General features: G+C 42.7%; 18 protein-coding genes. 10 read left to right on the top strand and 8 right to left on the bottom strand.

Annotation, left to right across the window (positions count from 1 at the left end):
* Nucleotides 1-16 precede the first annotated feature (16 nt).
* The 6 genes from LH29_RS10785 (at nucleotide 17) to LH29_RS10810 (ending at nucleotide 12,658) form a co-directional block, all read left to right on the top strand.
* Entirely contained in the window at nucleotides 17-1,126 is a 1,110-nt protein-coding gene (locus LH29_RS10785; RefSeq protein ID WP_045029505.1) for an acyltransferase family protein, read from the top strand.
* Between the two features lie 36 nt (nucleotides 1,127-1,162).
* Entirely contained in the window at nucleotides 1,163-4,171 is a 3,009-nt protein-coding gene (locus tag LH29_RS10790) for a glycoside hydrolase family 3 N-terminal domain-containing protein (protein ID WP_045029508.1), read from the top strand.
* A 139-nt stretch (nucleotides 4,172-4,310) separates the two neighbouring features.
* Nucleotides 4,311-7,676 (top strand): SusC/RagA family TonB-linked outer membrane protein, encoded by a 3,366-nt coding sequence (locus LH29_RS10795; RefSeq protein ID WP_045029510.1) that lies wholly within the window; start codon nucleotides 4,311-4,313, stop codon nucleotides 7,674-7,676.
* Between the two features lie 13 nt (nucleotides 7,677-7,689).
* Entirely contained in the window at nucleotides 7,690-9,522 is a 1,833-nt protein-coding gene (locus LH29_RS10800) for a RagB/SusD family nutrient uptake outer membrane protein (protein ID WP_045029513.1), read from the top strand.
* A gap of 88 nt (nucleotides 9,523-9,610) precedes the next feature.
* The gene (locus LH29_RS10805; RefSeq protein WP_082063590.1) at nucleotides 9,611-10,795 is read left to right on the top strand and encodes an exo-beta-N-acetylmuramidase NamZ family protein; all 1,185 of its coding nucleotides are present in this window, start codon (nucleotides 9,611-9,613) and stop codon (nucleotides 10,793-10,795) included.
* An 18-nt stretch (nucleotides 10,796-10,813) separates the two neighbouring features.
* On the top strand, nucleotides 10,814-12,658 hold the full coding sequence (locus tag LH29_RS10810; protein ID WP_198152428.1) for an outer membrane protein assembly factor BamB family protein: 1,845 nt from the start codon (nucleotides 10,814-10,816) through the stop codon (nucleotides 12,656-12,658).
* A 141-nt stretch (nucleotides 12,659-12,799) separates the two neighbouring features.
* On the opposite strand, the gene LH29_RS10815 is transcribed toward LH29_RS10810, so the two are convergent.
* Complete coding sequence (locus LH29_RS10815; RefSeq protein ID WP_045029517.1) at nucleotides 12,800-14,854, bottom strand: helix-turn-helix domain-containing protein; 2,055 nt, start codon at nucleotides 14,852-14,854, stop codon at nucleotides 12,800-12,802.
* A 212-nt stretch (nucleotides 14,855-15,066) separates the two neighbouring features.
* On the opposite strand from LH29_RS10815, the gene LH29_RS10820 reads away from it, so the two are divergent.
* Genes LH29_RS10820 through LH29_RS10830 form a run of 3 tightly spaced genes read left to right on the top strand, consistent with a single transcriptional unit; the run spans nucleotide 15,067 to nucleotide 17,849 of the window.
* Nucleotides 15,067-15,657: an ankyrin repeat domain-containing protein gene (locus LH29_RS10820; RefSeq protein WP_045029520.1), complete on the top strand. Its 591-nt coding sequence runs from the start codon at nucleotides 15,067-15,069 to the stop codon at nucleotides 15,655-15,657.
* 21 nt (nucleotides 15,658-15,678) lie between these two features.
* Nucleotides 15,679-16,767 (top strand): acyltransferase family protein, encoded by a 1,089-nt coding sequence (locus tag LH29_RS10825; RefSeq protein WP_045030211.1) that lies wholly within the window; start codon nucleotides 15,679-15,681, stop codon nucleotides 16,765-16,767.
* Nucleotides 16,768-16,796: 29 nt separating this feature from the next.
* Entirely contained in the window at nucleotides 16,797-17,849 is a 1,053-nt protein-coding gene (locus LH29_RS10830; protein WP_045029523.1) for a serine hydrolase domain-containing protein, read from the top strand.
* 23 nt (nucleotides 17,850-17,872) lie between these two features.
* Here the strand turns inward: LH29_RS10830 and ppgK are convergent, their stop codons facing one another.
* The 5 genes from ppgK to LH29_RS10855 all read right to left on the bottom strand — a co-directional run bounded on the left by ppgK (nucleotide 17,873) and on the right by LH29_RS10855 (nucleotide 22,649).
* Nucleotides 17,873-18,607 (bottom strand): polyphosphate--glucose phosphotransferase, encoded by a 735-nt coding sequence (gene ppgK, locus LH29_RS10835; RefSeq protein ID WP_045029525.1) that lies wholly within the window; start codon nucleotides 18,605-18,607, stop codon nucleotides 17,873-17,875.
* Between the two features lie 296 nt (nucleotides 18,608-18,903).
* A complete protein-coding gene (locus LH29_RS10840) occupies nucleotides 18,904-19,332 on the bottom strand; it encodes an ACT domain-containing protein (protein ID WP_045029528.1) in 429 nt (142 codons plus the stop codon).
* A gap of 4 nt (nucleotides 19,333-19,336) precedes the next feature.
* Nucleotides 19,337-20,635: a phenylacetate--CoA ligase family protein gene (locus tag LH29_RS10845; RefSeq protein WP_045029530.1), complete on the bottom strand. Its 1,299-nt coding sequence runs from the start codon at nucleotides 20,633-20,635 to the stop codon at nucleotides 19,337-19,339.
* 104 nt (nucleotides 20,636-20,739) lie between these two features.
* Complete coding sequence (locus LH29_RS10850; RefSeq protein WP_045029533.1) at nucleotides 20,740-21,171, bottom strand: hypothetical protein; 432 nt, start codon at nucleotides 21,169-21,171, stop codon at nucleotides 20,740-20,742.
* A gap of 188 nt (nucleotides 21,172-21,359) precedes the next feature.
* Nucleotides 21,360-22,649 (bottom strand): hypothetical protein, encoded by a 1,290-nt coding sequence (locus tag LH29_RS10855; protein WP_045029536.1) that lies wholly within the window; start codon nucleotides 22,647-22,649, stop codon nucleotides 21,360-21,362.
* Nucleotides 22,650-23,021: 372 nt separating this feature from the next.
* Here LH29_RS10855 and LH29_RS10860 point away from each other — a divergent pair, with 372 nt between their 5' ends.
* Nucleotides 23,022-23,456 carry a transposase gene (locus LH29_RS10860; RefSeq protein ID WP_045029539.1) on the top strand — a complete coding sequence of 145 codons (435 nt, stop codon included), beginning with the start codon at nucleotides 23,022-23,024 and terminating at the stop codon, nucleotides 23,454-23,456.
* A gap of 150 nt (nucleotides 23,457-23,606) precedes the next feature.
* On the opposite strand, the gene LH29_RS24595 is transcribed toward LH29_RS10860, so the two are convergent.
* Entirely contained in the window at nucleotides 23,607-24,188 is a 582-nt protein-coding gene (locus LH29_RS24595) for an indolepyruvate oxidoreductase subunit beta (RefSeq protein ID WP_045029542.1), read from the bottom strand.
* Between the two features lie 6 nt (nucleotides 24,189-24,194).
* The gene (locus tag LH29_RS10870; RefSeq protein WP_045029544.1) at nucleotides 24,195-25,814 is read right to left on the bottom strand and encodes a thiamine pyrophosphate-dependent enzyme; all 1,620 of its coding nucleotides are present in this window, start codon (nucleotides 25,812-25,814) and stop codon (nucleotides 24,195-24,197) included.
* Between the last annotated feature and the right edge of the window lie 117 nt (nucleotides 25,815-25,931).

The following is a 25,931-nucleotide window of genomic DNA, read 5'->3' on the forward strand; positions in this document are numbered from 1 at the left end:
TTCCTAAAAACGATTGATGAAAACAGCAAAAAGGTATCTGGCTCTTGATGTTCTGCGCGGTTTAACCATAGTAGCAATGATTACGGTTAACAATCCCGGCAGTTGGTCATACATCTATCAACCACTTAAACACTCGGCGTGGAACGGGTGTTCACCTACCGATCTCGTTTTTCCTTTTTTCCTTTTTATTGTCGGAGTTTCCATGTACTTTTCATTTTCAAAGTACGGAAATACCTTAAATCACGAATCGTTTAAACGGCTGGCAAAACGAACAATTTTAATTTTTGCCATCGGTTTATTTCTCAATTCATTTCCGCAATGGGCCAAAGATTTCTCAAAACTAAGAATACTGGGTGTTCTTCAACGTATAGCCATTGTTTACGGAATAACATCATTAATCGTACTATCAGCTAAAAAATCGTGGTTGCCCTATATTTCCGGCGCTATTCTTTTATTGTATTGGGCCATCCTTTATTACTTTGGGAAAGAGGCTCCTTTTAGTTTGGAAGGCAATGCAACAATAGCTTTCGATCGGGCAATTCTCGGCGAAAACCACATGTATCATGGTTTTGGCATTCCGTTCGATCCTGAAGGCCTGTTAAGCACCATTCCGGCAATTGTAACAGCATTACTGGGTTATATGGCGGGTGCCTTCATCCATAAAACTGAAGAGACAAAAATCCCGCGTTGGCTTTTTCTTGGCGGGCTGGCAGGTATTGCTGCAGGGTTAGTGTGGGGATTGGTTTTCCCTATCAACAAACCACTTTGGACAAGCTCCTATGTGTTATATACTGCAGGCTGGGCTTCGGTTGTGCTGGCAGCACTCATTTGGATCATCGACATAAAATCCTACAAAAAATGGACATCCTTTTTTGCGGTTTTCGGAATGAATCCATTGTTCATTTTTGCTCTTTCGGGCTTATGGGCCAATACCCTTACACGAGTAATTAAATTCACGAATAGCGAGGAACAAATAACCAACGGATACAGCTGGCTCTATCATCAGGTATTTGAACCACTGGCAGGACCGCTAAACGGCTCGCTACTGTTTGCACTCACGCATGTTGCCTTTTTCTGGCTGATTGCCCGAATCCTCTACCAAAAGAAAATATTTATAAAAGTTTAAACCGTCATAAATTCTATTTTTTAACAGCATACAGAAATGATCTGGAACATCAAACAAATAGCTTTACTACTCCTTATTCTCATTGCTTTCCGGGGAACAGCTATGGCACAAACACAGCTCACTGAAACCGACAAAAAACATTGGGTAGATTCTGTATTTCAATCTTTATCGGCCGAGCAGCGCATAGCTCAGTTAATATGGGTAAACACCGCGGCTGATAAAAACATAGCCGGTCAGCTAAAAGTAGCCGAGCTGATTAAAGAATACAATCTCGGAGGTGTGATTTTTTTTACCGGCGATCCGGTGAAACAAGTCGAGCTAACAAATTTTTATCAGGCATCGGCGCAAACGCCGCTCTTTGTAGCCATGGACGCTGAGTGGGGAGCCGGAATGCGACTTCCCGGCGTAATGCCTTTTCCATACAATATGATGATGGGTGCCTCGCACAATCCGGAATTGATTAAACAGGCCACCACCGAAATGGCCAAACAGATGAAACGTTTGGGCGTTCAGATTAGCCTTGGCCCCGTTGTCGATATAAACACCCAGCCACTAAATCCAATTATCGGGATGCGTTCGTTTGGCGAATCACCCAAACAAGTTGCAGCCTGTGGTATCGCTTATATGCAAGGCTTACAGGAAAATAATATCCTGGCCATTGCCAAACATTTCCCCGGACATGGAGATACACAAACTGACTCGCACCTTACTCTTCCGCTGGTTCCGTATTCGCGTGAACGACTGGATTCGGTTGAGCTGTACCCGTTTAAAGAATTGACTAAAAAAGGCGTTGCCGGTGTGATGAGTGCCCATTTGAATGTTCCGCAGTTGGACAGTACAAAAGGAATTCCATCCAGTCTGTCGACAAAAATTCTAAACGAAATTCTTCGCGACGAGTGGAATTACCAGGGGCTGGTAGTTAGCGATGCCATGAATATGGCCGGTGCTAAAAGTTTTGGAGCACCGGGCGAAATTGAAGCGCTGGCGCTAAAAGCCGGTAACGATGTGATTGAATTTCCGAAAGATGTGGAACTGACAATCGCCGGAATCAAAAAAGCAATTGAATCGGGGCTATTATCGCAAGAAGAAATAGATTTTAAATGCCGGAAAGTACTGGCTGCAAAATACGATGCAGGTTTAAACAAGCTAGCTCCGGTTTCGCGCATTAATCTCATGGAGGAATTAAACACCCCTCAGGCCGAACTGGTAAAAAGGAAACTGATTGAGGCCTCCTTAACACTTCTCGAAAACCACAACGATATCATTCCGCTAAAAGGCCTCGATACCTTAAAAGTCGCCTGCCTGACTGTTGGTGAAACAACAACAACTCCTTTCCAATCGATGCTTTCGAAGTACACAAAAACTGATAACTTTTTCCTTCCTGAGCAGTTTTCGGAAGAGGAACTAAACGCAATAAAAACAAAACTTAAGGATTATAACCTGGTAATTACCGGCCTGCATTTGTACGAAAGCAAAACCAGACGGTCGATGCAGGTGGGCAGCCTGCAAAAGGCAAGGGCTCAAAGACCTTATAGCTTAACCAACGAGACCGAAAATCTACTGCACTATTTGTCGAATAATAAAAAGTCGATCGTTGTATTTTTTTCCAGTCCATATGCTTTAACCGAAGTGCGTGATTTCACTCCTCCGGCCGGCCTGATCATGGCTTATCAAAAAGATTCGCTGGTTCAGGAATTAGCCGCACAACAAATTTTTGGTGGTATCGGTGCATCGGGTAAACTTCCGGTTACGCTTGGCAACTACTACAAAATTGGCGACGGGCTCAACATCAGCAAGGCCGTTCGTTTAAAATACACCATTCCTGAAGAAGTTGGAATGAACAGCACACGTTTGAATCATCGGATAGATTCACTTGTTAGCGATGCCATTGCAAAACGGGCAACACCGGGCTGCAGCGTTCTGGCGGCAAAAGATGGTAAAATAGTATTCCGAAAAACCTATGGTTATCATACCTACGACGAACGAATTCCGGTTTCGGAAAACGATTTGTACGACCTGGCTTCGGTAACCAAAGTAACGGGTGCATTGGCCGCCGTACTTAAACTTACCGACGAAGGAAAAATCAATATAAACGATAAATTCTCAGCTTACTGGCCCGACTGGGAAAAACGTTTGTTTCATTCGTCGGTTAAAGAAGATTTGGGCTGGCGCGAAATTCTCGCACATCAGGCCGGACTGATTCCCTACATTAATTACTGGTCGGAAACAGCAAAAGACGGGCAGCTAAAAAACCGTTGGTATTCCGTTCAAAAAACAGAGGATTATCAGCTGGAAGTTGCTCCGAATCTGTTTCTAAAGAACAATTTTAAGAAAAAGATCTACAAAGATATCCGGAAATCAAAGTTGAATCCTCCGGGCAAATATGTGTACAGCGGCTTATCATTTCTCCTTATTCCGCAAATCACCGAAAACCTCTCAGGACAGACTTACACTGATTTTTTAGATGCCAATTATTACCACTCGCTTGGCGCCCATACTATTACCTACAATCCCTTAACCAAATTCCCTAAAAGCCGCATTGTTCCTACAGAATACGATTCGTACTACCGGAAACAGCAGGTTCAGGGTACGGTACACGACGAAGCTGCTGCCGTTTTTGGTGGCGTGGCAGGAAATGCCGGCCTTTTTGCCAATGCCAACGATCTGGCGAAACTAATTCAGATGTACCTGCAAATGGGTAGCTACGGCGGTGAGCAATATTTGAATCCGACAACCATGAAAGAATTTACACGTGTTCAGTTTCCGGAAAATAACAACCGCCGGGGATTGGGGTTTGACAAACCACTGCTGAACAACAACGAACTTAGCCCGGAACAGACTTATCCTTGTCCGGGAGCGAGCCCTGAAAGTTTCGGGCATTTCGGTTTTACCGGAACATTGGTATGGGCCGATCCTACTTATAACCTGGTTTACATCTTTCTAAGCAATCGTGTTTACCCAACCCGCGAAGGGAATATGCTTGGAAAACTGAATGTAAGGACCAACATTTTACAGGTGTTTTATGATGAAATTGAAAGTAAGTAACACAAAACCAACTACACGGCAATAATCAATCAAACAAACACGAATATGCTGATTTACAAAATATTGAGTTATACGCGATGAAAGTAAAAATTATGAAGACAAACATTAATTTAATTTAAATTCAAAATCCTTATCTATCATGAAGAAAGGCTTATTATTTATTCTTTTTCTGTGCATGGGCATTATGGTTTTTGCGCAGAAACGTCAGATTTCCGGTGTAATACGGGAAGAGTCGACAAATGAACCACTACCTGGTGTCTCGGTCCTTGAAAAAGGAACCACCAATGGTGTTGTTACTAATATTGACGGGCAGTACCAAATTACCGTCAGTGCTAACGCCACCATAAAGGTTAGTTTTATTGGTATGGAACCACAGGAGGTTGTAGTTGGTGATGCATCAACTTACAATTTCTCGCTAAAACCTTCGTCGGAAGAATTGGACGAGGTTGTTGTTGTGGGTTACGGAATCCAGAAAAAAACCAACTTAACAGGTGCCGTTGCATCGGTTAACACCAAAGAACTGGAAGCAAGACCAATACCCGACGTGGGTCGTGGTCTGCAAGGTCTAACCCCGGGTTTGAACGTTGTTGTACCGAGTGGAGAAGTTGGCTCCGACCCCATTTTGAAAATTCGTGGTCAGCTGGCTTCGTTTGAAGGAGGTACCGCTCCTCTGATCTTGCTCGACAACGTTGAGATACCTTCTATCCAGCTGGTTAATCCCGACGACATTGCTTCTATTTCTGTTCTGAAAGATGCTGCATCAGCATCGATTTACGGAGCAAAAGGTGCTTTTGGAGTTATCCTTATTACCACAAAAAAAGGAGCCTCAACCGAAAGCGTAAATATCTCTTACTCTGCAAACCTTTCGTTCCAGAACATTTCGAAAAAAATTGAAATGGGTGGAGTTGAAGCGTTGGAGTATTCAATTTTGGCAGCCGAAAGAGTTGGTGCAACAGCTACCGGCGCTTTCTGGAAAGTTACCCGCGACAGCTACGAGAGAGCAGCACAGTGGGAAGAACAATGGGGCGATGTTGTAAAACCAGGCGACCCAATGCTTTACGGACGCGACTGGTATGTTGATGCCAACGGTTACAAACTGGGTTTGCGTACTTATGATCCTTACGATTATATGATCGAAGAATGGACACCAAGTCAACAGCATAACCTTTCGGTTAACGGAAAAACAGGCAAAACCGACTTTAATATTGGCTTTGGTTATCTCGACCAAAATGGGATGATGAAAACAGCCAAAGAAGATAATTTTAAACGTTACAACGGTTCGATAAAAGTTGGAACTGAAGTGAACAGCTGGTTGAAAGTTCATGGAGGTTCGATTTTCTCAAAACGCGTGAAAAGATATCCGTATGCAACGGCTTCTACCGCTGCCGACCCATGGTTGTACCTTTACCGATGGAGCCCTATTTACCCGTTAACAACCGAAGAGGGAGACCCGATCAGAAGTCCTGTTTCGGAAGTTGCACAGGCTAACACTGCATTCCAGGAAACCAACTACACCAGCATGAACGGTGGTTTTGTTATTACTCCGGTTGACGACTGGAATATTAACTTTGATTATACTTATGCCAACCAGGAGTATATTAACAGGCGCCCGGGAACACGTTATACTGCGCGTAACAGTTGGAGTTCGGCATTGCCAAAATACGACGAAAGCGGCAGTCGTATCTATGTAAACAATGCCGGCGAGCAAGTGGCTTCGACTGCCGATGGTGCTATGGAAGCCTACGAATTGAACTTACTAACATACACCGGAGTTGGTGCTAACCCCGACCGTATTTATCGTATTGCTCAAAACAAAAAGTGGTCAACAATTAATTTAAATACCACTTACGATCTTACTTTAGACGAAATACATAAGTTTAATTTTATGGCCGGTATGAACCGCGTAGCTTACGACGTTGCTTCAAACTGGTCGCAAAAAACGGAACTGATCGATTATAACAACCCTCAGTTCGATTTAGCCACCGGTACTCAAACAGCCGGCGGAAGCGAAGCCTGGGAGTCGCAACTTGGATTTTTTGGCCGTATCAACTATAGCCTGAAAGACAAATACCTTTTGGAAGCTAACCTGCGTTACGATGGTACTTCAAAATTCCCTACCGATCTTCAGTGGCGTTGGTTCCCTTCTTTCTCTGCCGGATGGCGTGTTAGCGAAGAAGAATGGATGAAAAATTTGCAGCCGGTGCTTAGTTCGTTAAAATTGCGCGGATCGTGGGGTACAATTGGCGACCAAACTGTTAACAATTCATTGTACATTCCAACTATGTCGGGTGGATACAACAACTGGATTATTGGCGGTTCAAAACTTTATGATTTCGGAACTCCCGCTTCGGTAGCAGCTGCCATTACCTGGCAAGATATCACTACACTCGACTTAGGTTTCGATGCACGTTTTATCGATAACAAACTGGGAGTTTCATTCGACTGGTACCAGCGCGATACCGAAAACATGATTGTACCTCAGGAAGGACTTCCAACTACCTACGGAACATCGGCACCAAAAGGCAACTTTGGTTCGTTGCGTACCAACGGATTTGAATTGCAATTAGACTACAATCACCGTTTCCGCAATGGTTTAGGATTAAATGTTGTGGCAACAGTAGCCGATGCAAAAACCAAAATTACCAAGTACGGATCGACACAAGTTGTTGACAGCTGGTACGTAGGAAAAACATACGGCGAAATCTGGGGTTATGAAACAGACCGTTTGTACCAGGCTGACGACTTTGTTTACGAAAATGGCGAATTGGTAACTGTAACATCATCTGACGACAGAAACGTTTACCAGCTTGCTGATCCAAATGCACCAACACAAGGATACCTGCAGTCGGGTAACTTTATGTTTGGCCCCGGCGATGTGAAATTCAAAGACCTGAATGGCGACGGAGTTATTAACGATGGAAGCCGTCTTTTGGATGACCATGGCGATTTGAAGAAAATCGGTAACAGCACTCCTCGCTACGAATACAGTTTCAGAATTAATACCGACTATAAAGGTTTCGACTTCTCTGTATTTCTTCAAGGAGTTGGCAAACGCGATGTTTGGGGTAACGGATTCTTTGCTATTCCCGGATTTAACGCCTCAGACGGTGCAATGCCTGAAGCGATGGCCACTGATTTCTGGAGAGAAGACCGCACTGATGCCTTCTACCCACGCCCATACAATTTAGCTAACAGTAATAATAAGCTCAACCTGGTAAGTCAATCACGCTACCTGCTTGATATGTCGTACCTGAGAATTAAAAACATCACTTTTGGTTATACCCTGCCGGCTCAGCTTGTTGAAAAAGCCAGCCTGAGCAGCCTGCGTGTTTATGTATCACTCGAAAACTTCCTGACTTTCGACAATTTGCGCGACCTGCCAATCGACCCGGAAGAGATTGCAGGTTACTCCATGTGGAACAGCAGCAACTATAACTTAAGTCGTACAGGTATTGGAACACCAACCTTTAAAAGTGCGTCAATTGGTCTTCAGTTAAATTTCTAAAATCGACACAATCATGAAAAAATATAGTTTAATATTAATAACACTGGTCTTACTGGCATTTACCAGCTGCGACGATTTTCTTGACAGACCGTCGCTTACCGAAATGAACGACGAGACCTACTGGACCTCGGAAAACAACCTTCGTTTGTTTGCCAATGGTTTTTACGAAAATTACTTTGTTGGATATAACTCATCGTGGAGTTCGTCGTACACCCCACTTCGCAGTTACTATTTCTCTGATGATTTTACTTCTCGCGGAAAGCAGGGAGGTTTTGAAACACAAGCTCCATCGTCGAGAGCCAGCACTAGTTCTACACCAAGTATGATGACAACTTATGCGGGCCCTAGCTGGAACTTTTCGTGGGTAAGAAAATCGAACCTGTTTTTAGAAAGAATTGAAAATATGGATGCCGGAATTCTTACCGAAGATGCACAAAATCACTGGAAAGCAGTTGCCCGCTTTTTCAGAGGTTACGAGTACAGCCGTCTTGTAAGTGTGTTTGGCGACGTTCCTTATTACGGAAGCGTTATTGAAGACACTGAACTGGATGTTTTGTACAAAGACCGCGACGACCGCACCGAGGTAATGGACAAGGTTTACGAAGACTTTGAATACGTTTTGGCCAACATGAGATTATCGGATGGCGATGCGCAGTATCTTAACCGCTATACGGCTGCCGGATTTATTTCGCGCTTTATGTTGTTTGAAGGAACCTGGCAAAAATACCACCTGAACAACACGGATAAAGCAAGCAAATATTTACAAATGGCTGTTGATGCAGCAGCTATCGTAATGGAATCGGGTAAATACTCGTTTTCCAGTGATTTCCGCTCGCTTTTCGGTTCTCAGGATTTGGCCGGAAACCCCGAAGTTATTATGTACCGCCACTACGATGCAGCACTGGGTGTAACACATACTGTTGCTTCTTATTCAAATATAACAGAAGGACAAGGTACCGCAGCGAACCTTGCATTGGCTAAAGCATTTATTTGTACCGATGCGAAACCTTACCAGCTTTCGTCGGTTGAAAATGCTGACAAACTGGATATTCAAAATATGGTTGCCACCCGCGACCCACGTTTTGAAGCCACTTTCTGGGATACTCCAAAGAAAGAATCAGCTACTTTGTTGTATGCCGATAAATTTATCGACAGAGTTGGCCCAACTTACTATGGTTCAGGTTATCCTCCAATGTACGGTTCAAACACCAATACCAACGATGCTCCAATAATGCGTTTGGCAGAGGTTGTTTTAAACTGGGTTGAAGCAAAAGCCGAACTGGCAACTATGGGTGGCGCAGCAGTTACACAAGCCGATATTGATGCTTCTATTAATGCGATTCGTGAACGCCCATTGGATGATGTAGCGATTGAAAAAGGTATTACAAAAACAGCGCCGCTATTGCTGAGCGCATTGCCTGACGATCCTGCCCGTGATGCAGATGTTCCTGCATTAATCTGGGAGATCAGACGCGAACGACGTATGGAATTTGTATACGAACACTCTCGCCTGCTCGACATCAAACGCTGGAATAAAATCGATTACATGCGAGCTTCTGAGAATCCGGATATCATGCGTGGATTATGGATTGATTTCCAGTCAGAATTCCCGGAATGGCTGGTTGCCGAAAAAGAAGGCGTTTTAAGAGTTGAAAACGAAAATGGAACAATTGTTACCTATGATGGTACAAACGCCGCTGAAATGGTTGGTTATTTTGTTCCTGAAAGTATTGCCGAACGCGACGAATTTACTGATCGTGTATATCTTGCTCCTGTAGGAAATGCACAAATCAGTGAATACACTGACAAAGGCTACACATTAAGTCAAACACCAGGATGGAACTAGAAATATAAGCCTGGAATTAATACACAAAGAGGCTGCCTTACTTGTTATCGCAGCCTCTTTTTTTTTTAATGAACAAAAATTATCAGGAATGAAACAGCATGTAATATCAGGTATAATTCTTCTGGCGTACATCCTTTTTACAGGTTGCGGAACTACAACACAAACTTCGCCACAAGAGGTCGTTGTTGGTACCGGGCTCACAGATTCGTATCTCCCGCAGCTCGAGAACAAAAACGTTGGCTTGGTTGTCAATCAAACCTCTGTTATTGATTCGGTTCATCTTATCGATTATCTCTTTAACAAGGGGGTTGCCATAAAAGGTATTTATGCGCCTGAACACGGGTACAAAGGCAATGTTGAACGCGGAGAGCATGTTGATGGAACTACTGATCCTGAAACAGGAATTCCGGTGTACTCGTTGTATGGTAAGTACCGCAAACCTACGCCGGAAATGCTCGAAGGTATCGACGTAATGATCTTTGATATGCAGGATGTTGGTGTTCGCTTCTTTACTTATATCAATACAATGACCAGGGTAATGGAAGCGTCGGCCGAAAATGGTATAAAAGTTATCGTTCTCGATCGTCCGAATCCACTTGGATATTATGTTGATGGACCGGTGTTAAAGCCGGGGTTTGAAAGCGGAATAGGCTTATACCCAATTCCGGTTATCCACGGAATGACGGTTGGCGAATATGCTAAAATGGTGAACAGCGAAGGCTGGCTAAAAGACGGCATTCAATGCGATTTGGAAGTGGTTAAAATGGAAAACTACACTCACGAAACCAAATACCAGCTGCCGGTACTTCCCTCGCCTAACCTGGCCGATATGAAATCGGTTTACCTGTACCCATCCATTTGTTTGTTCGAAGGGGCCGATGTAAACGAAGGCCGGGGAACTGATACACCTTTTCAGGTATTCGGAGCGCCCTATTACACACCAAAAGACTTTTCGTACATACCTAAATCGATACCGGTATTGGCATTGCATCCCAAGTTTGAAGGCGAAACCTGCTACGGTTACGATCTGTCGGAAACGCCAATGGCAGAGCTTCAAAACATAAAACAGCTTGAAATAAAATACCTAATCGATTTTTACAATAAATCGGATGACAAGGAGAATTTTTTCACGCCGTTTTTTGATAAACTGGCAGGTTCCGACCAGTTACGAAAGCAAATTATTGCCGGATTGAGCGAAGAAGAAATTCGCGAGTCGTGGCAAGCGGATCTCGACAGTTTTAAGGAAATGCGTAAAAAATACTTGTTATATTAAACGACTGAAAACAATTTTATGATGAAGAAAACACTCATACTGGCAAGCTTATTTCTTTTGTTGGTGCCCTTAGTACAGGCGCAGCAACTGTGCTTTGCCCATATTACCGACACCCATGTTGGCGGAAGTACGGGAGCAGAAGACCTCATTCGAACAGTAAACGACATTAACAGTCAGGACGACATCAACTTTGTTATTTTATCGGGCGACGTAACCGAATTTGGCTCCGACGAAGAACTCAACGAAGCAAAATCAATCCTGTCAAAATTCAATAAACCCTGGTATGTTGTTCCCGGCAATCACGATTCAAAATGGTCGGAAAGCGGCAACAACAGTTTTGTTCGCATTTTCGGCTGCGAGGAATTTTCGTTCGAAGCCGGTGGTTACCTGTTTATCGGAACGGCCAGCGGGCCAAACATGCGAATGGCACCCGGACTTGTTCCTCACGAACAAATCGTTTATCTCGATTCGATTTTGCAAAACATGAAAGATCCTGAGCAACCCATTATTTTTGTTAACCACTACCCGCTCGACAATTCACTGTCGAACTGGTACAAAATCATCGACCGGCTAAAAACATGCAACATTCAGGCAAGTCTACTCGGTCACGGACACGCCAACAAATTGTTTGATTTTGAAGGAATTCCGGGTGTAATGAGCCGATCGAACCTGAGAGCAAAAGACGAAATTGGAGGATATAATATTGTTACCATCAAACAAGATACGATGTTCTACGCCGAACGCACTCCGGGAGTAAAAACACATGAAGTATGGTGCAGGATACCACTGGTAAATCATCAGTTTAGAGAAAAAGAAAACGACTACCCACGCCCCGATTATTCGGGCAACCTGGATTATCCTGAAATAAGCACGGTTTGGGAGTTGCAGGATGTTAGCGATATTGGAACAGGATTAGCCAGCGAAAAAGGAATTACCGTATACGGAAATGCTGCCGGCGCCATTGTTGCATTGGATGAAAACACGGGCAAATACCTTTGGCAATTTCAAACAAACGGGAAAATCTATTCCACACCCGCCATTGCAAAAGACAAAGTGGTTTGTGCATCAACCGATAACAATATCTACTGTCTTGATTTGAAAACAGGAGAGAAAGAATGGAGTTTCGCTACCGGAAAATCGATTGTGGCCTCACCGGTAATTCACAAAAATTCGGTCTACATCGGATCGTCTGAAGGGATATTTCGTTCAATCGACCTAAAATCGGGTAAGCTAAACTGGGCCTTCAACGAGGTGAATAATTTTGTGGAAAGTAAACCACTTGTTTACGAGGGTACGGTCTATTTTGGCTCGTGGGGAAATACGTTTTATGCCCTCAATGCTAAAACCGGGAAACTGGAGTGGAAACGCGAAAAATACAGTAACCGTATGTTATCGCCGGCAGCAGTTTGGCCGGTAGCTGCCAACGGTAAAGTATTTATTGTAGCCCCTGATCGGTACATGACCGCTCTCGAAGCTAAAACTGGAGAGGAAATCTGGCATTCGAAAGAATACTCCTGCCGCGAATCAATCGGCATTTCAGACGACGGCAAACTGGTTTACATTAAAAATATGACCGAAGGAAATGTTGATGCTTTTTACACTTCAGCCAACGAACAAAAGCTGGCATGGGAATGCAACGCAGAGCTGGGATATGAAATTGCTCCCTCACCGATTACAGAGGCCGGAAACCTGGTTTTTGTGCCTACAACAGAAGGAATTGTATGCGCCATAAACAAAACAACGCACCAGATAGCCTGGAAATACAAACTGTCTAATGCGCTGGTAAACCACATTCTTCCCATCGATAATCAACGCGTGCTGGTTTCATTACTCGACGGAAAAGTCCTGTGCTTGCAATATTGATAAGTAAAGGTTTTACAATAAAACTAAAAGAATAATTCGAATAAAACGGCCGCTCAATGTGGTCGTTTTTTATTGGGAGCAGATTTCAATTGAAGAACTTGCGGAAAAAAGCAGGAGTTACACCAAGGTTTTATTAACTTCTTATATCAGTCCCTTATCCACCAAAACTTTCTCTATCGTCTCATGATTTTTCCAAAACCGATCTTTTATCTTTTGAAGCGTTTTTCGGTATTCCGGATTGTTTTCCATGGGTTTCAAAATCGGATCTATATCCTGGAAAACTAAAATCCAGTACTGGTAATTATCCTGTGTTGCAAAAATTTTGAGCTGTTCGATCGCCTCCTCGTATTTCCCCTCATAAGCATACATTACCGCCATGCTCGCACTTTTATAAATCGATTCATCGTTATTGCAATAGGCCTTATAATTATCGAGAAACCTAGAAGCCTGTTCCTGCAAACCCATCTTCTGATATACCCAGGCAATTTTAATATCCTCCTGCGGATAAATATTCAGTCCGTATTGGTCGCGGGCTTCAACAAACTTTTCGAAATAAAAAAAGGCACTGTCATATTGTTCCTGGTAAAAATAAACTTTTGCCACTTCCTGCAAAAGATCCAGCCGGGTAGTATCCTTGCGCCACTCCTTAAGCATTAATTTTTTGGTCCGCTCTGCATCGCCGTCTTTAGCATACAAAATATAAGTTTTCACCAGCGGTGCATAATAATTCTCAGGATTGAAATCCAACGATTTTTCGATATAAGTAGCCGCCTCATCAACAAACCCATTTTGAATAAGCGCATTACTCAAGTGCAAATAGATGAAACTTTTGCCAATAGAATCGTTCGCTGCAATATCAAGCTGAATACCTTTTAGCGCATACTCGAGGTATTTCGCGGTGTTCGGAATTACACGGGCATACAAATCGGCGAGCATCTGCACCACCGCCGATGAGTTGGGATTGTATTCCAGCGCCTTTTCTAAATGTGGCAAAGCCAGATTGTACTCCTCCATCTGCATATAATAAAGTGCCTTGGCAATAAGGCTTTCGGCGGAACGTGAGTCGTAAAGCAGCGCTTTATCAGCAAAATTGTTGATTTCCTCAGTGTATTGTTTTTCCTTTTGGTTCACATCGAGAAAGTAATACGAAATAGCCACATTTGCGTAAGCCAGCGCAAACTCACCGTCCTCGTCTATTGCTTTCTCAAACAAAAAAATCGCCTTCTCCAGATTCTCCTGCGTTCGGTTATAATACAAATTAAGTGCCTGCAAGTAATAGTCGTAGGCCTCTAAATTTTCTGTCGGTATTTTCTCTATTTGTTTTATTTCGTCAGGCGTTACAACGGCTTTAATAGCATCAGCAATTTTCCGGGCCACTTCATTCTGAAGCGCAAATACATCGTCCACTTCACGGCTGTATTGTTCGCTCCAAATTGGCCGGTCGGTGGCGGCTTCAATCAACTGAATATTCAGCAAAACCTGGTTCCCAAAACGTTGGCCACTTCCCTCCACCAGGTAATTCACATTCAATTCATCTGCAATTTCCGGAATAGCTTTATCGGTATCGCGATACTTTGCTACCGAAGTCCGGCTAACAACACGCAAATCGCCAATCTTCTGCAGGTTGTTTAATGTCGATTCCATGAGCCCGTTAACAAAGTACAGGTTCAGCGAATCGCTGCTTTCGTTTACAAAAGGCAACACGGCAATCGATTTCTCCAATTCAACCGGAGTCTCGTTTTTTCTGCTGAGAAGTAAAACCGATACAACAATTACGACGATAACCATTGCCCCAATTCCATACCATTTGTATTTTTTGAAACCACTTTCCTGAACATCTTCGTTCTCTTCCCGTATTACTCCTTTCCGCACTTCGCCGGGAGAATACCCGTATTGTTCGCGAAAACATTTAATGAAATACGAGGTGTTACCAAAACCAACCTGGAATGAAATTTCGGCTACCGTAAGTGTGGTAAGTTTTAGCAGTTCCAGGCCTTTTGTTACACGAACCTGACGGATAAACTGACTTGCCGAAAGCTGAGTATGTGTTTTTATTTTTCGGAGCAAACTGGAACGACTCATATTCATGAGATCGGCCAGTTCGGAAACGCCAAATTGCTCATTCGCGATATTCTCCAGAATGATCGCTTCTGCTTTTTCGATAAAATCTGCTCCAAAAATTGATGTGTCCGACATGCTGAATTTAATTGACCCGAAAGTAGAAAAATTTATGAAAATGCAGACGTAAAAAAGCCCGCTTGCTTCAAATGTGGCATTGTTGCATCATAGTTTTTATACCCGATTCAAACTTAACACTTATCGCTGCATATGGTTTAAATCAAGCGTTTGCGATTGGCTCATCTTTGTACAAACAATTTTCAAAATCAAAAACATTAAAATTTTAAAAGATGAAGACACTAAAAAGAATTTCAATGAAAACCGTAGTTAACTTTTCGTTCATTTTACTTTTAATATTAACGTCGTGCGCTAATTCAGGAAGTAATAATACAGAAAACAGTACAAAAGCAAAATCGACAGTTGAGAAGCCAAAAATCGGCATGCAAGAGGCAATAATGTCGAACAACATCGAAGCCATAAAACAACACATTGAGGCAGGAAGCGATATTAATTTAAAAGACCAGATGAGTGGTTCAACACCCTTAATTTCGGCCGTGTCGTTTGGCAGAAAAGAAATTACAAAAGCATTGATAGATGCCGGTGCCGACCTGAACCTGAAAAACAACGACGGATCGACTGCCCTGCATTCTGCCGCCTTTTTCTGCCACCTGGAAATTGTGCAAATGCTTATTGATGCAAAAGCCGACAAAACCTTAAAAAACAATTACGGCGCAACGGCACGCGAATCAGTTTTGGCTCCGTTTGCCGAAATGAAACCTATTTACCAAATGATGCAGCAACAATTAGGGCCACTCGGCATAACCATCGATTTAGAGGAAGTGGAAAAAAACCGCCCTGTAGTTGCCATGATGTTGCAGTAATCAGTTTAAAGTTAAATGAAAATGAAAACAGAAAGAAGATACGATATTGATTGGTTACGCGTGTTGGCAATCGGGTTATTACTGATCTACCACATTGCCATTGTATTTCAACCGTGGGCCATGTTTGTGGGCTTTATAAAAAGCAACGAAAGCCTTGAAACTTTGTGGAAACCGATGACCTTGCTTAACGTTTGGCGAATTCCACTCTTGTTCTATGTTTCGGGAATGGGTTTGTATTTTGCCATGCAAAAACGCAACTATGCACAGTTACTAACCGAACGTACCCTCCGGATTCTTATTCCATTGATTTTGGGGGCACTGGCCATTGCGCCTCTCCATTTTATCATTTTTCAGAAGTTCTACAATTTGCCTTTAGGTTATTACCCGCACATGGGACATTTGTGGTTTCTCGGAAACATCTTTGTTTATGTGTTAGTACTTACGCCTTTGTTTTTTTACCTGATGAAAAACAAGGAAGGAAAATTCAGAAAAGCACTGTCTACTTTAATGAAAAATCCATTTGGACCTTTAGTGTTATCAGTATTTTTTATTGCTGAAACGCTGCTTGTAAAACCTCAAATATTTTCTGTTTACGCCGAAACATGGCATGGCTTTTTTCTCGGTTTGCTGGCCTTCTTTTTTGGTTTTCTGTTTGTATACAGCGGACAGCAATTTTGGCAAACCGTATCGAAATGGAAATGGCTCTACCTTGGCTTAGCCGTGGTTTTATACATCATTCGTTTGCAGCTATTCGAAACCAATTCGCCGGCTTACCTCATGGCCATCGAATCAAACTGCTGGATATTTGGCATCTTCGGTCTGGGTTATCAATACCTCAACAAACCAAGTGCCGCACTCAGTTATTTAAGCCAGGCTGCTTATCCTGTGTACATAATTCATATGTTTGCGTTATATGCAGGTTCACTGCTGATTTTACCAACGCAGCTACCGCCAATGGCTAAATTTGTTGCATTAACCGCATTTACTTTTGTCACGTGCTATGGTATCTATGAATTTATGATAAAAAGGATTGGATTTTTACGCCCACTGTTTGGATTAAAACCTAAAGTCAACAAATTAGAAAAGAAACTGTTACAGGAAGCTGTATAAGAAACTTCACTGAGAATAAAATTGCTAGAATGAAAAAAAAACACACAATATTAATAATACGAATTATGCTCCTTACAGGAACCGCCATATCACTATTTTTTGTGCCATGGTTATTACTCAGAATCATGCTCACTCCACTTCCTGATACCGTTCAGGGACAACTCGATAAGAGTATAAAGTATGGTTTCGACGGAATAATTGTGTACGTTGATGAAGCCGAAAAAGAACCTGCGTTTTATGCTGCAGGATATAAAAACAGGGAAAACAAAATTCCGGCCGATCCACATTCATTATTCAAAATCGCCAGTATCAGCAAATTATACGATGCTGTTGCAATAACCAAACTGGTTAGCGACGGGCGTTTATCGCTGGATAAAACGCTGGCCGATTACTTCCCTCAACTGGTAGGAAGAATTGAAAATGCCGACCAGATTACACTGAGAATGATGGTGCAGCACCGAAGCGGAATTCCCAATTTAACCGATACACCAAACTTTTGGGCAGAACCACCATCAAGCAGCCAGGAAGCACTTGAACGTGTGCTTGATTTACCGGCCGATTTTGCCGCCGATGCCAAGTATCGGTACTCGAACACCAATTATTTGTTGATTTCGATGCTGATTGAAAAAGTGACGGGAGAAGATGTTTTTCAGACGATAAAAAAAGAAATTCTGGATCCGCTTGGGCTGAAAAACACTTTTGGTGGTGTAACCGAGGAAAACATCGATGATGTAATGAGCGGTTATTACGTTGGAATAGAAGAAGATATTAAAGCCGGTGATTACGGAACTAAACTGACTTCGATGGTTGCCAGTGCGGAAGATGTTGGTATTTTTCTGCGGGCATTAAACAACGGTACGGTTTTTAACAATGGCGAGCAGGAAATCTATTCCTCCATTTACGTTTACGAACACACCGGATTGATGCCGGGTTATATGAGCATTGCCAAATACCACAAAGACATCGACGCGGTTGTTGTTCAATTTGTAAATACCACCGATTTTCAAGGACTACATTGGAGTATAATGGAAATTGTATACCGGCGGGTAGTAAAAATTGTGAAGCACCAACACAACAAATAAAGATGAACAAAAGGATCCAAATCTTACTTATAAACCATATTTAAAGCAGCGCCGATAATTCCGGCGTTGTTTTCCATTTCGGCAGGTACAACGGGTGTATCAACATTAATGTATTCTTCAAACTTGTCCATTTTCTTACTTACGCCGCCGCCAACAATAAATAGGTTGGGATTAAACATCCTGTCGTAATAATCCAGCGCATTGTTAAAACGTTTACCCCACTCTTCCCACGACAGATCTTTTCTTTTGCGCACCGAATCAGCTGAATAGCGTTCTATGGTTTTGCCTTTAAATTCAAGGTGGCCCAGCTCCAGATTCGGAACCAGGTGTTTATCGATAAAAATAACGGTCCCGATTCCGGTTCCTACAGTAAGTAAAAACACCATGCCTTTTGCCTTGGCTCCGGCACCAAAATGGATCTCGGCAATTCCGGCAGCATCGGCATCGTTTACACACTCAACTTCGCAGCCTGTTTTCTCGGATAATTGTTTGTTAACTTCCTGCCCGATCCAACTGTTATCGATGTTCGCTGCCGTCAGCATCACACCGTTTTTTACTACGGCAGGTACACCAACCCCAACTTTACCTTTCCAGTTAAAATGTTCAGTAAGCTCTGCCATTACCTCCGCCACAGCATCAGGAGTTGCAGGTTGTGGTGTATCAATACGGTGTCGTTCTGTAACAAGTTCTCCGGTTTTTGTATCAACAATTGCTCCTTTAATTCCCGATCCGCCAAAATCAATTCCAAGTACTTCCATTTTTTTATCGTTTTTGATCTTCTAATTTACGATAATGATTTCGTTCAGTTGCAATGAATTTTAATTTAGCTCGAATCAGACCATATTTCGGTAAGTAAAATAAAGTGTCACGCAGATCTCGCAGATTTACGCAGAAAAAAACTTTCACCCCAATGGGTGAAAGAAAATCAGCGCTAATCTGCGTTATCAGCGTGAAATAACAAAATCTTGCGAATTATAGCTTGGAAACGGCTAAACACAAAAAAAGCGAATTTCCTTCCGGAAATCCGCTTTTGTATTTTCTTGTCAATGTGCTATTACAGCTGATACAATTCATCAGCCCGTAATAATTCGGTTTTATGTTTTTGCAGCATTTCCACACAACGCTCAACTCGTGTTGGGCGAATTACGGTTACAGCCCCTTCATCTTTCATCGAAAAGGCATACATGTATTCAATAAACACCTCTTCTTTTTGCAGAATATCAAGCAGCTTGCTCAAACTCCCCGGTTTATTTGGTGTTTTGGCCAAAACAACATCGGTGGTTTTTACCGAAAACTCGTTTTCTTTTAATACCGCGCATGCTTTATCCGGGTCGGAAACAATCATGCGCAGAATCCCGAAATCAGAAGTATCGGCAATGGTAAACGCCGACAGATTTATTTCGGCATCGGCCAGTATTTTTGTCACTTCGTTTAATCGTCCTGACTTGTTCTCTAAAAAAACAGATACTTGTTTGATGATCATGACTTTAGATTTTACGGTTATCGATTACACGTTTTGCTTTTCCTGCAGTACGTTCAATGGTTTTTGGTTCCACCAGTTTCACATCTACTGAAATCCCCAGCGTACTCTGAATATTATGCGTAATTTTCTTTTTCAGTTTTTCCAGTTCGCGCACTTCATCCGAGAAAAACTGCTCCTGTACTTCCACCATCAGTTTCAGCACATCGAGCGTACCTTCGCGCTCCACAATTAACAGGTAGTGTGGTTCTGTTTCGCTCATTTCGAGCAATACACTTTCAATTTGAGACGGGAATACATTAACTCCGCGAATAATCAACATATCATCCGAGCGACCTTTACATTTTTCCATGCGTACCAGTGTGCGTCCGCACTCGCATTTGTCGTAAATCAAGCGGGTAAGATCGCGCGTACGATAACGCAAAATCGGGATTCCCTCTTTTGTAATGGTTGAAAATACCAACTCTCCCACTTCGCCAGGCGCAACGGGCTCAAGTGTTTCCGTATCGAGAATTTCAGGGATAAAATGATCTTCGTTAACGTGCATGCCCACCTGGTGCTCGCACTCGCAGGAAACTCCGGGACCGATCACTTCACTCAAACCATAAATATCGATGGCTTTCAATTTTAATTTGGCTTCAATCTCCTTGCGCATGCTTTCGCTCCATGGCTCGGCACCAAAAATACCAACACGTAGTTTCAGCTCTTCCGGATCGATACCCATTTCCTGCATTACTTCGGCCAAAAACAAAGCATACGACGGTGTACATGCAATTACCGAGGAGCCAAAATCCTGCATCAGCTGAATTTGCTTTTGGGTATTTCCACCCGAAATAGGAATTACGGTTGCTCCAAGGTTTTCAGTACCATAGTGTAATCCCAAACCTCCGGTAAACAGTCCGTAACCATAAGCCACCTGCACAATGTCGTTACGCGTAACGCCCGACATACACAACGAGCGGGTAACCACTTCGGCCCACATGCTCAGATCGTTTCGGGTGTAACCAACAACGGTTGGTTTTCCGGTAGTTCCCGAGCTGGCGTGCACTCGCACAATTTCACTCATGGGCACGGTAAACATTCCGAAAGGGTAATTATCGCGCAGGTCGGTTTTATTGGTAAACGGCAGGCTTTTTAAATCTTCAACCGAGCGTACATCGCCGGGCAGCATGCCAATTTCCTGCATTTTGGCGCGGTAGCTGGGTATATTGTGGTAAATACGCTGAACGGTTTGTTTTAGACGTTCGCTTTGAACTGCGGCCATCTCATCGCGAGAGGCGCATTCTATCTTTTCATTCCAAATCATAAAATTTAGTTGATCATAATAATTGTTAGGTATTTATAATTTCTAACAGCTACTTTGGTTTTACATGTTGTTTATTGGTCTACAACCGGGCATTTCGGTAATTGCTATTTTCCGTAAACCACTTTGTCGTCAAGAATTTTAACATGGTTGATTTCCAGACGACGAATGGCCTCCAAAACATCGGGAACTTCAAGTAAAAGAACCGCCATATTATTTTCGCCAATAAGTCGCGTATAAGCACTTTCGATGTGAATTCCGGCACGTGCGATCTTCACCAGAATCTCGTCCAAACCACCCGCTTCGTCTTTCATTTCAAGCGCAATCACCTCTTTCATAGCCACAGAATTTCCGTGGTCGGTAAGAATTTTATAGGCTTCATCAGGATGGTCGACGAGCAAACTTAATACGCCCCATCCGTGCGCCATATTATTTAAAGTAAGCGTTCGAATGTTGATTCCCTTTTTTTTCAACAGCGCGGTAATCGCCTCAAAGTGGGTGATTTTGTTTTCGAGAAAAACAGATATTTCAAATGCCATAATTGTAGTTTTTTAGTTTATTCAACATGGTTTCCGTAAAATTAAAGTTTATTGGGTAAACATTCACCAACGGAAATCATATTTTCAATTCGCTCAAAACCCGTACCGTTATTTTATTCTGTGCCTACCGTCGATCTTTCTTCCCCGGGGTTTCAAACTCCTTCTGCCAGAATTTTTTGCGTAATCCTTTAAAAATTATAGGTCAGCATTAACAGAATCCGGTGGTTGATGGCGTTTACCGTATCGTCGTAAAGTCCATCTGAGAAATCGAAAGTTCCGGTTCCGTAATCAGCCGAATCAATTTCGTATTCTGCTACAAAACGAAGGTTTTTATAGTTATATGCGTAATACGGAGCTATTCGCCATGCCTGTTTCATGGTTGGCATCAAACCTTTAGTTTTTGCTGCCCCATCGAAATTATACAGGGCATCTTTTGTACCAAAATTAGTTGATAAGCCGGCAAACAGGCCCAGCTGCTTTTGTGTACCGTAAACCACATTCACCAAAGTAGTTGATGTGGTATAGTTGGTGTAGGTCATTCCTCCGGTTCTGTCGTCGTAAGATTTTACACCGTAACCGCCAATCATCAGCATGTTCGACAAATTCTGTCCCACCAGTTCTTTTACCAAAAAGAACCATTTATCTTTTTTGTAACCCGCATAACTCATTACGGCATAACTGGTGTTCAGCTCATCGCTCTGAAATTTACCGTCTGTACCTTCAGTTACGTCAATAGGTTTTATAGCATTAAACTGACCAGCAATTCCGAGGCTAATTCCATTGTCGTTGTAGTACAATCCGGCCACCAACTCAGGGATTCCGGCATTACGCTTTGCAAGGTTCTTGCAGTTGGTATTTGGCACATCGTAAAATCCCGGAGAGGCATACTGCTGCTCATATAGCGCTGTTAACGACAGTGTTGTTTTAGTCCCAAGTTTATAATCGAAATCGATTTGTGGCGAGCGGTTAAATGGGTTATAAGGGCTACCGGTATTTAAACCTCCTACCTGCGGATAAAAGGCACCGCTGCCATTCCATAAGGGATGCCAGGTTTGCCCGATCAGTAACGATGATTTTTCCCAATCGAGTTTTACATATGCTTTTCGCAAACGCAACACTTCGGGATACTCGCTTACAATTCCGGCAAAATCGGTTTCGAAATTTGCAGATGATTTGGCTCCTAAAATTTCAGGTCCGGTAATGTTAAAACCAAAACGGGTTGCCATGGCGGTAAAACCATGAATCCCCTGATGATTGAGATCGTTCCCTTCAGCATCCTCTCCTTTGTAAAGCGGGAAAAGGTAAAAATTGTCCTGGGCAGCGTTAAGTCCTTTGTAGGAATCGTAATAATACTCGCTTCGGATAAAACCGTAAAGTTCGATCGATGATTTTTTTGCAGTGACTTTGTTGTCGTCCTGTGCCATTAAAGAAATGGAAATCAGACACAGAATAGCGGTTAATGATAAATATTTTTTCATTGCGAAAATGATTAGTTGTTTTTGTTGATTGAACAATGATTGCACACCCAAAGAAAGCGAATTAGCCCTTCGGGTAAAAACAGAAGTAATCTAATAAGAAATAATATGTTGCTGTCTTAATCACGAGCCTCAAAATTAGCAATTTTACAGGCCTGCCCAAGGTTGTATTTACAATTTGAATCTCAAAAGTGCTTATTTATTTTGATTTCAAACTACACATAAAAAAGCTGTCATATACTAATCTGTAATTACCATAGGTTTAATAGAATTGGTATCGGCAAATAAAAGACTTAATTTTGACTAACCCCGACATTTATGTCGGGGATAAATCATTACCTATGACACGGGCTTTAGCCCTCAACCATTCAAGTTATGGCATACGTAAGAATCTGGATACATTGCGTTTGGGAAACAAAGAATAGAGTTCCATTTTTAAATAAATCGAACAAAGGGGTTATTCTTGGGCACATTAAAGCAAACGCAAAAGAAAAAGGAATTTACCTTGATTTTATTAACGGTCACCAAGAACACATCCATTGTATTTTATCATTGAGTGCAGATCAAACACTTTCAAAGTCAATTCAATTATTGAAAGGAGAATCTTCATTTTGGATAAACAAAAACAATCTGTGTTCCGGTAAATTTGAATGGTCCGAAGAGTATTTTGCAGTATCGGTTAGTGAATCACAAATCAATGCCGTTCGAGAGTACATAAAAAACCAAGAAAAGCATCATTCCAAAAAATCATGGCATGAAGAGTACAATGAATTCATCAAGAAATATGGATTTGCCAAGATGAAGGGCTAAAGCCCCGTTGGGCCTTTGCTCAAACCTCCGGCATAAATGCCGGAGTTAGTCAGCATTACTGATAGCGCATAAGAACCAGGAATTTCCATAAAAAAACCCATTCGCGAACACTTGTCCGGAATGGGTTTATTATAGATTGTTATTAATTTTCTATTTGTTAGCCATTGCAAAATCCAAACCGGCCTTAAAAGCTTTCCGGTTCATTTCTACCACGGCCTCGCCTTTTCTACTGAAAATATGTGCAATTCCGGCTTCTATTTTCTCCGGTTCAATATTCAGAAAAGGAGTAGCTGCTCCCAACATCACCACATTCGATGCACGTTTGTTGCCAATTTCTGCGGCAATTTTATCAGCGTCGATCGCCACAAAATGCGGTTGCTTTTCTATTTCTGCCAAAACAGCGTCTACATCCGGGTAATTCGGGATATTGATAAAAGGAGTGGTATTGGTTACCACATACCCTTCGGGCGAAAGAAACGGCAGGTAGCGCAAAGCTTCCATAGGCTCCACCGACAAAATCAAATCGGCTTTACCCATCGGGATAAGATCGGCAGCAATTTCGCAATCGGAAATACGCAGGTGCGACTGTACTGCCCCACCACGCTGGCTCATTCCATGCGTTTCGGCCTGTTTTAAAAACAAATTCTCGTTAATGGCTGCATCGCCAATAATCGATGCAATGGAAAGAATTCCCTGCCCACCAACTCCGGCTAATATTATATCTGTCTTCATTTTTACTTATTTATTGGGGTTATCTTTCATTTTCTTTTCCTTGCGCAAACGTTTTGCCGCTGCCTGAATACACTCGCGGCGAAAAACAATTACCGACACACCGTCGTAAGCAATTTCTTCTTCAAAAGTCTGCACCATCATATCGTGGTATTTTTTCAGTGGAGTTAATACGCGAATATGATTTGGATCAACACCAACTCCGGCACAAATGCTTTCTATCTTTCCAAGTGCTGAAGACTCCTGTCCACCGGTCATCGATACCGATTCGTTATCAGAAATAACAACCACGATATTTGCCTCATCGTTAACGGCATCAAGCAAACCTGTTATTCCCGAGTGCGTAAAAGTTGAGTCGCCAATAACAGCTACGGAAGGAATCAAACCTGCATCGGCAGCACCTTTTGCCATGGTTACCGAAGCGCCCATGTCAACACACGAGTATATACTTTTATACGGTGGCAATGCACCCAGCGTATAACAACCGATATCGGAGAAAACGCGTCCTTTGGTATATTTATCAAGCGCCTGGTTCAGCGCTTTGTACATGTCCTGGTGGCCGCATCCCTGGCACAATGCCGGCGGACGGTTTACAACCAGATCCGGAACATCGGCACCAAGCTGTGTTTCTTTTCCCAGTGCTTTGGCTACCAGGTCGGCATTCAGTTCGCCGTCGCGTGGCAAAGCACCACTTAATCGCCCCGAAACCTGAATATCCTTTTTGAATGCAGCCTTTATGTGCTCTTCAACAACCGGATAACCTTCTTCCAGCACCAGTACCTCTTCGCAATGTTTAGCCATTTTATCCAAATATTTTTGAGGAACCGGGTATTGCGAAAGTTTCAGTACGGTATACGGACAATCGCCTTTCGGATAATTCTCCTTTAGGTAATTGAATGCAATACCGCAGGCAATAATTCCAAAGCTTTTGTCTTCGCCTTTTATGTATTCGTTGTATTTCGATTTTTTTGCCGTCTTCTCAAACAGCTCCTGTTTTTCAAGTAGCCCCTTGTATCTTCTGCGGGCAATGGCAGGCAGCAAAACAAACTGACTTGGATCAGCTGGTAAAAGCACCTCTTTTTCGGGCAGGACCTCACTGCGAACTACTCCGGCACGCGAATGTGCCAAACGGGTTGTAATACGCACCATCACCGGAACTTCGAGTTTTTCTGACAACTCAAAACCTTCACGAACCATATCGTAAGCTTCCTGCTGGTTGCTCGGTTCCAGAATCGGAATCATAGCAAACTTACCATAGAAACGCGAGTCTTGCTCGTTTTGCGACGAGTGCATCGAAGGATCGTCGGCAACCGTAACAATCAAACCGCCGTTAATACCTGTGATTGCTGAGTTGATAAATGCATCGGCAGCCACGTTAAGCCCCACATGTTTCATACAAACCATGCTGCGTTTTCCGGCGTACGACATTCCTAAAGCAGCTTCGTAAGCTGTTTTTTCGTTGGCCGACCATTTGCTGCGAATACCTTTTTGAAGAGCAAGTTCATTCTCCTGAATAAACTCGGTTATTTCGGTTGAAGGAGTTCCGGGATAGGCATAAACCCCTGAAATTCCGCCATCAATGGCTCCCTGGCCGATGGCTTCAACTCCTAAGAATAGATTTTTTTGCATTTTGGTTTAATTTTCGAAGCCAACAAAAGTATTACTTTGAGGTTTTTATACAATTAGGAATGTCATGTTTTGTCTTTATAATGAATACAAATTAGGAATCGTTGATGACTTTATGTT

This window comes from Draconibacterium sediminis, from assembly GCF_000949475.1.
In the GTDB taxonomy this organism is placed as follows: domain Bacteria; phylum Bacteroidota; class Bacteroidia; order Bacteroidales; family Prolixibacteraceae; genus Draconibacterium; species Draconibacterium sediminis.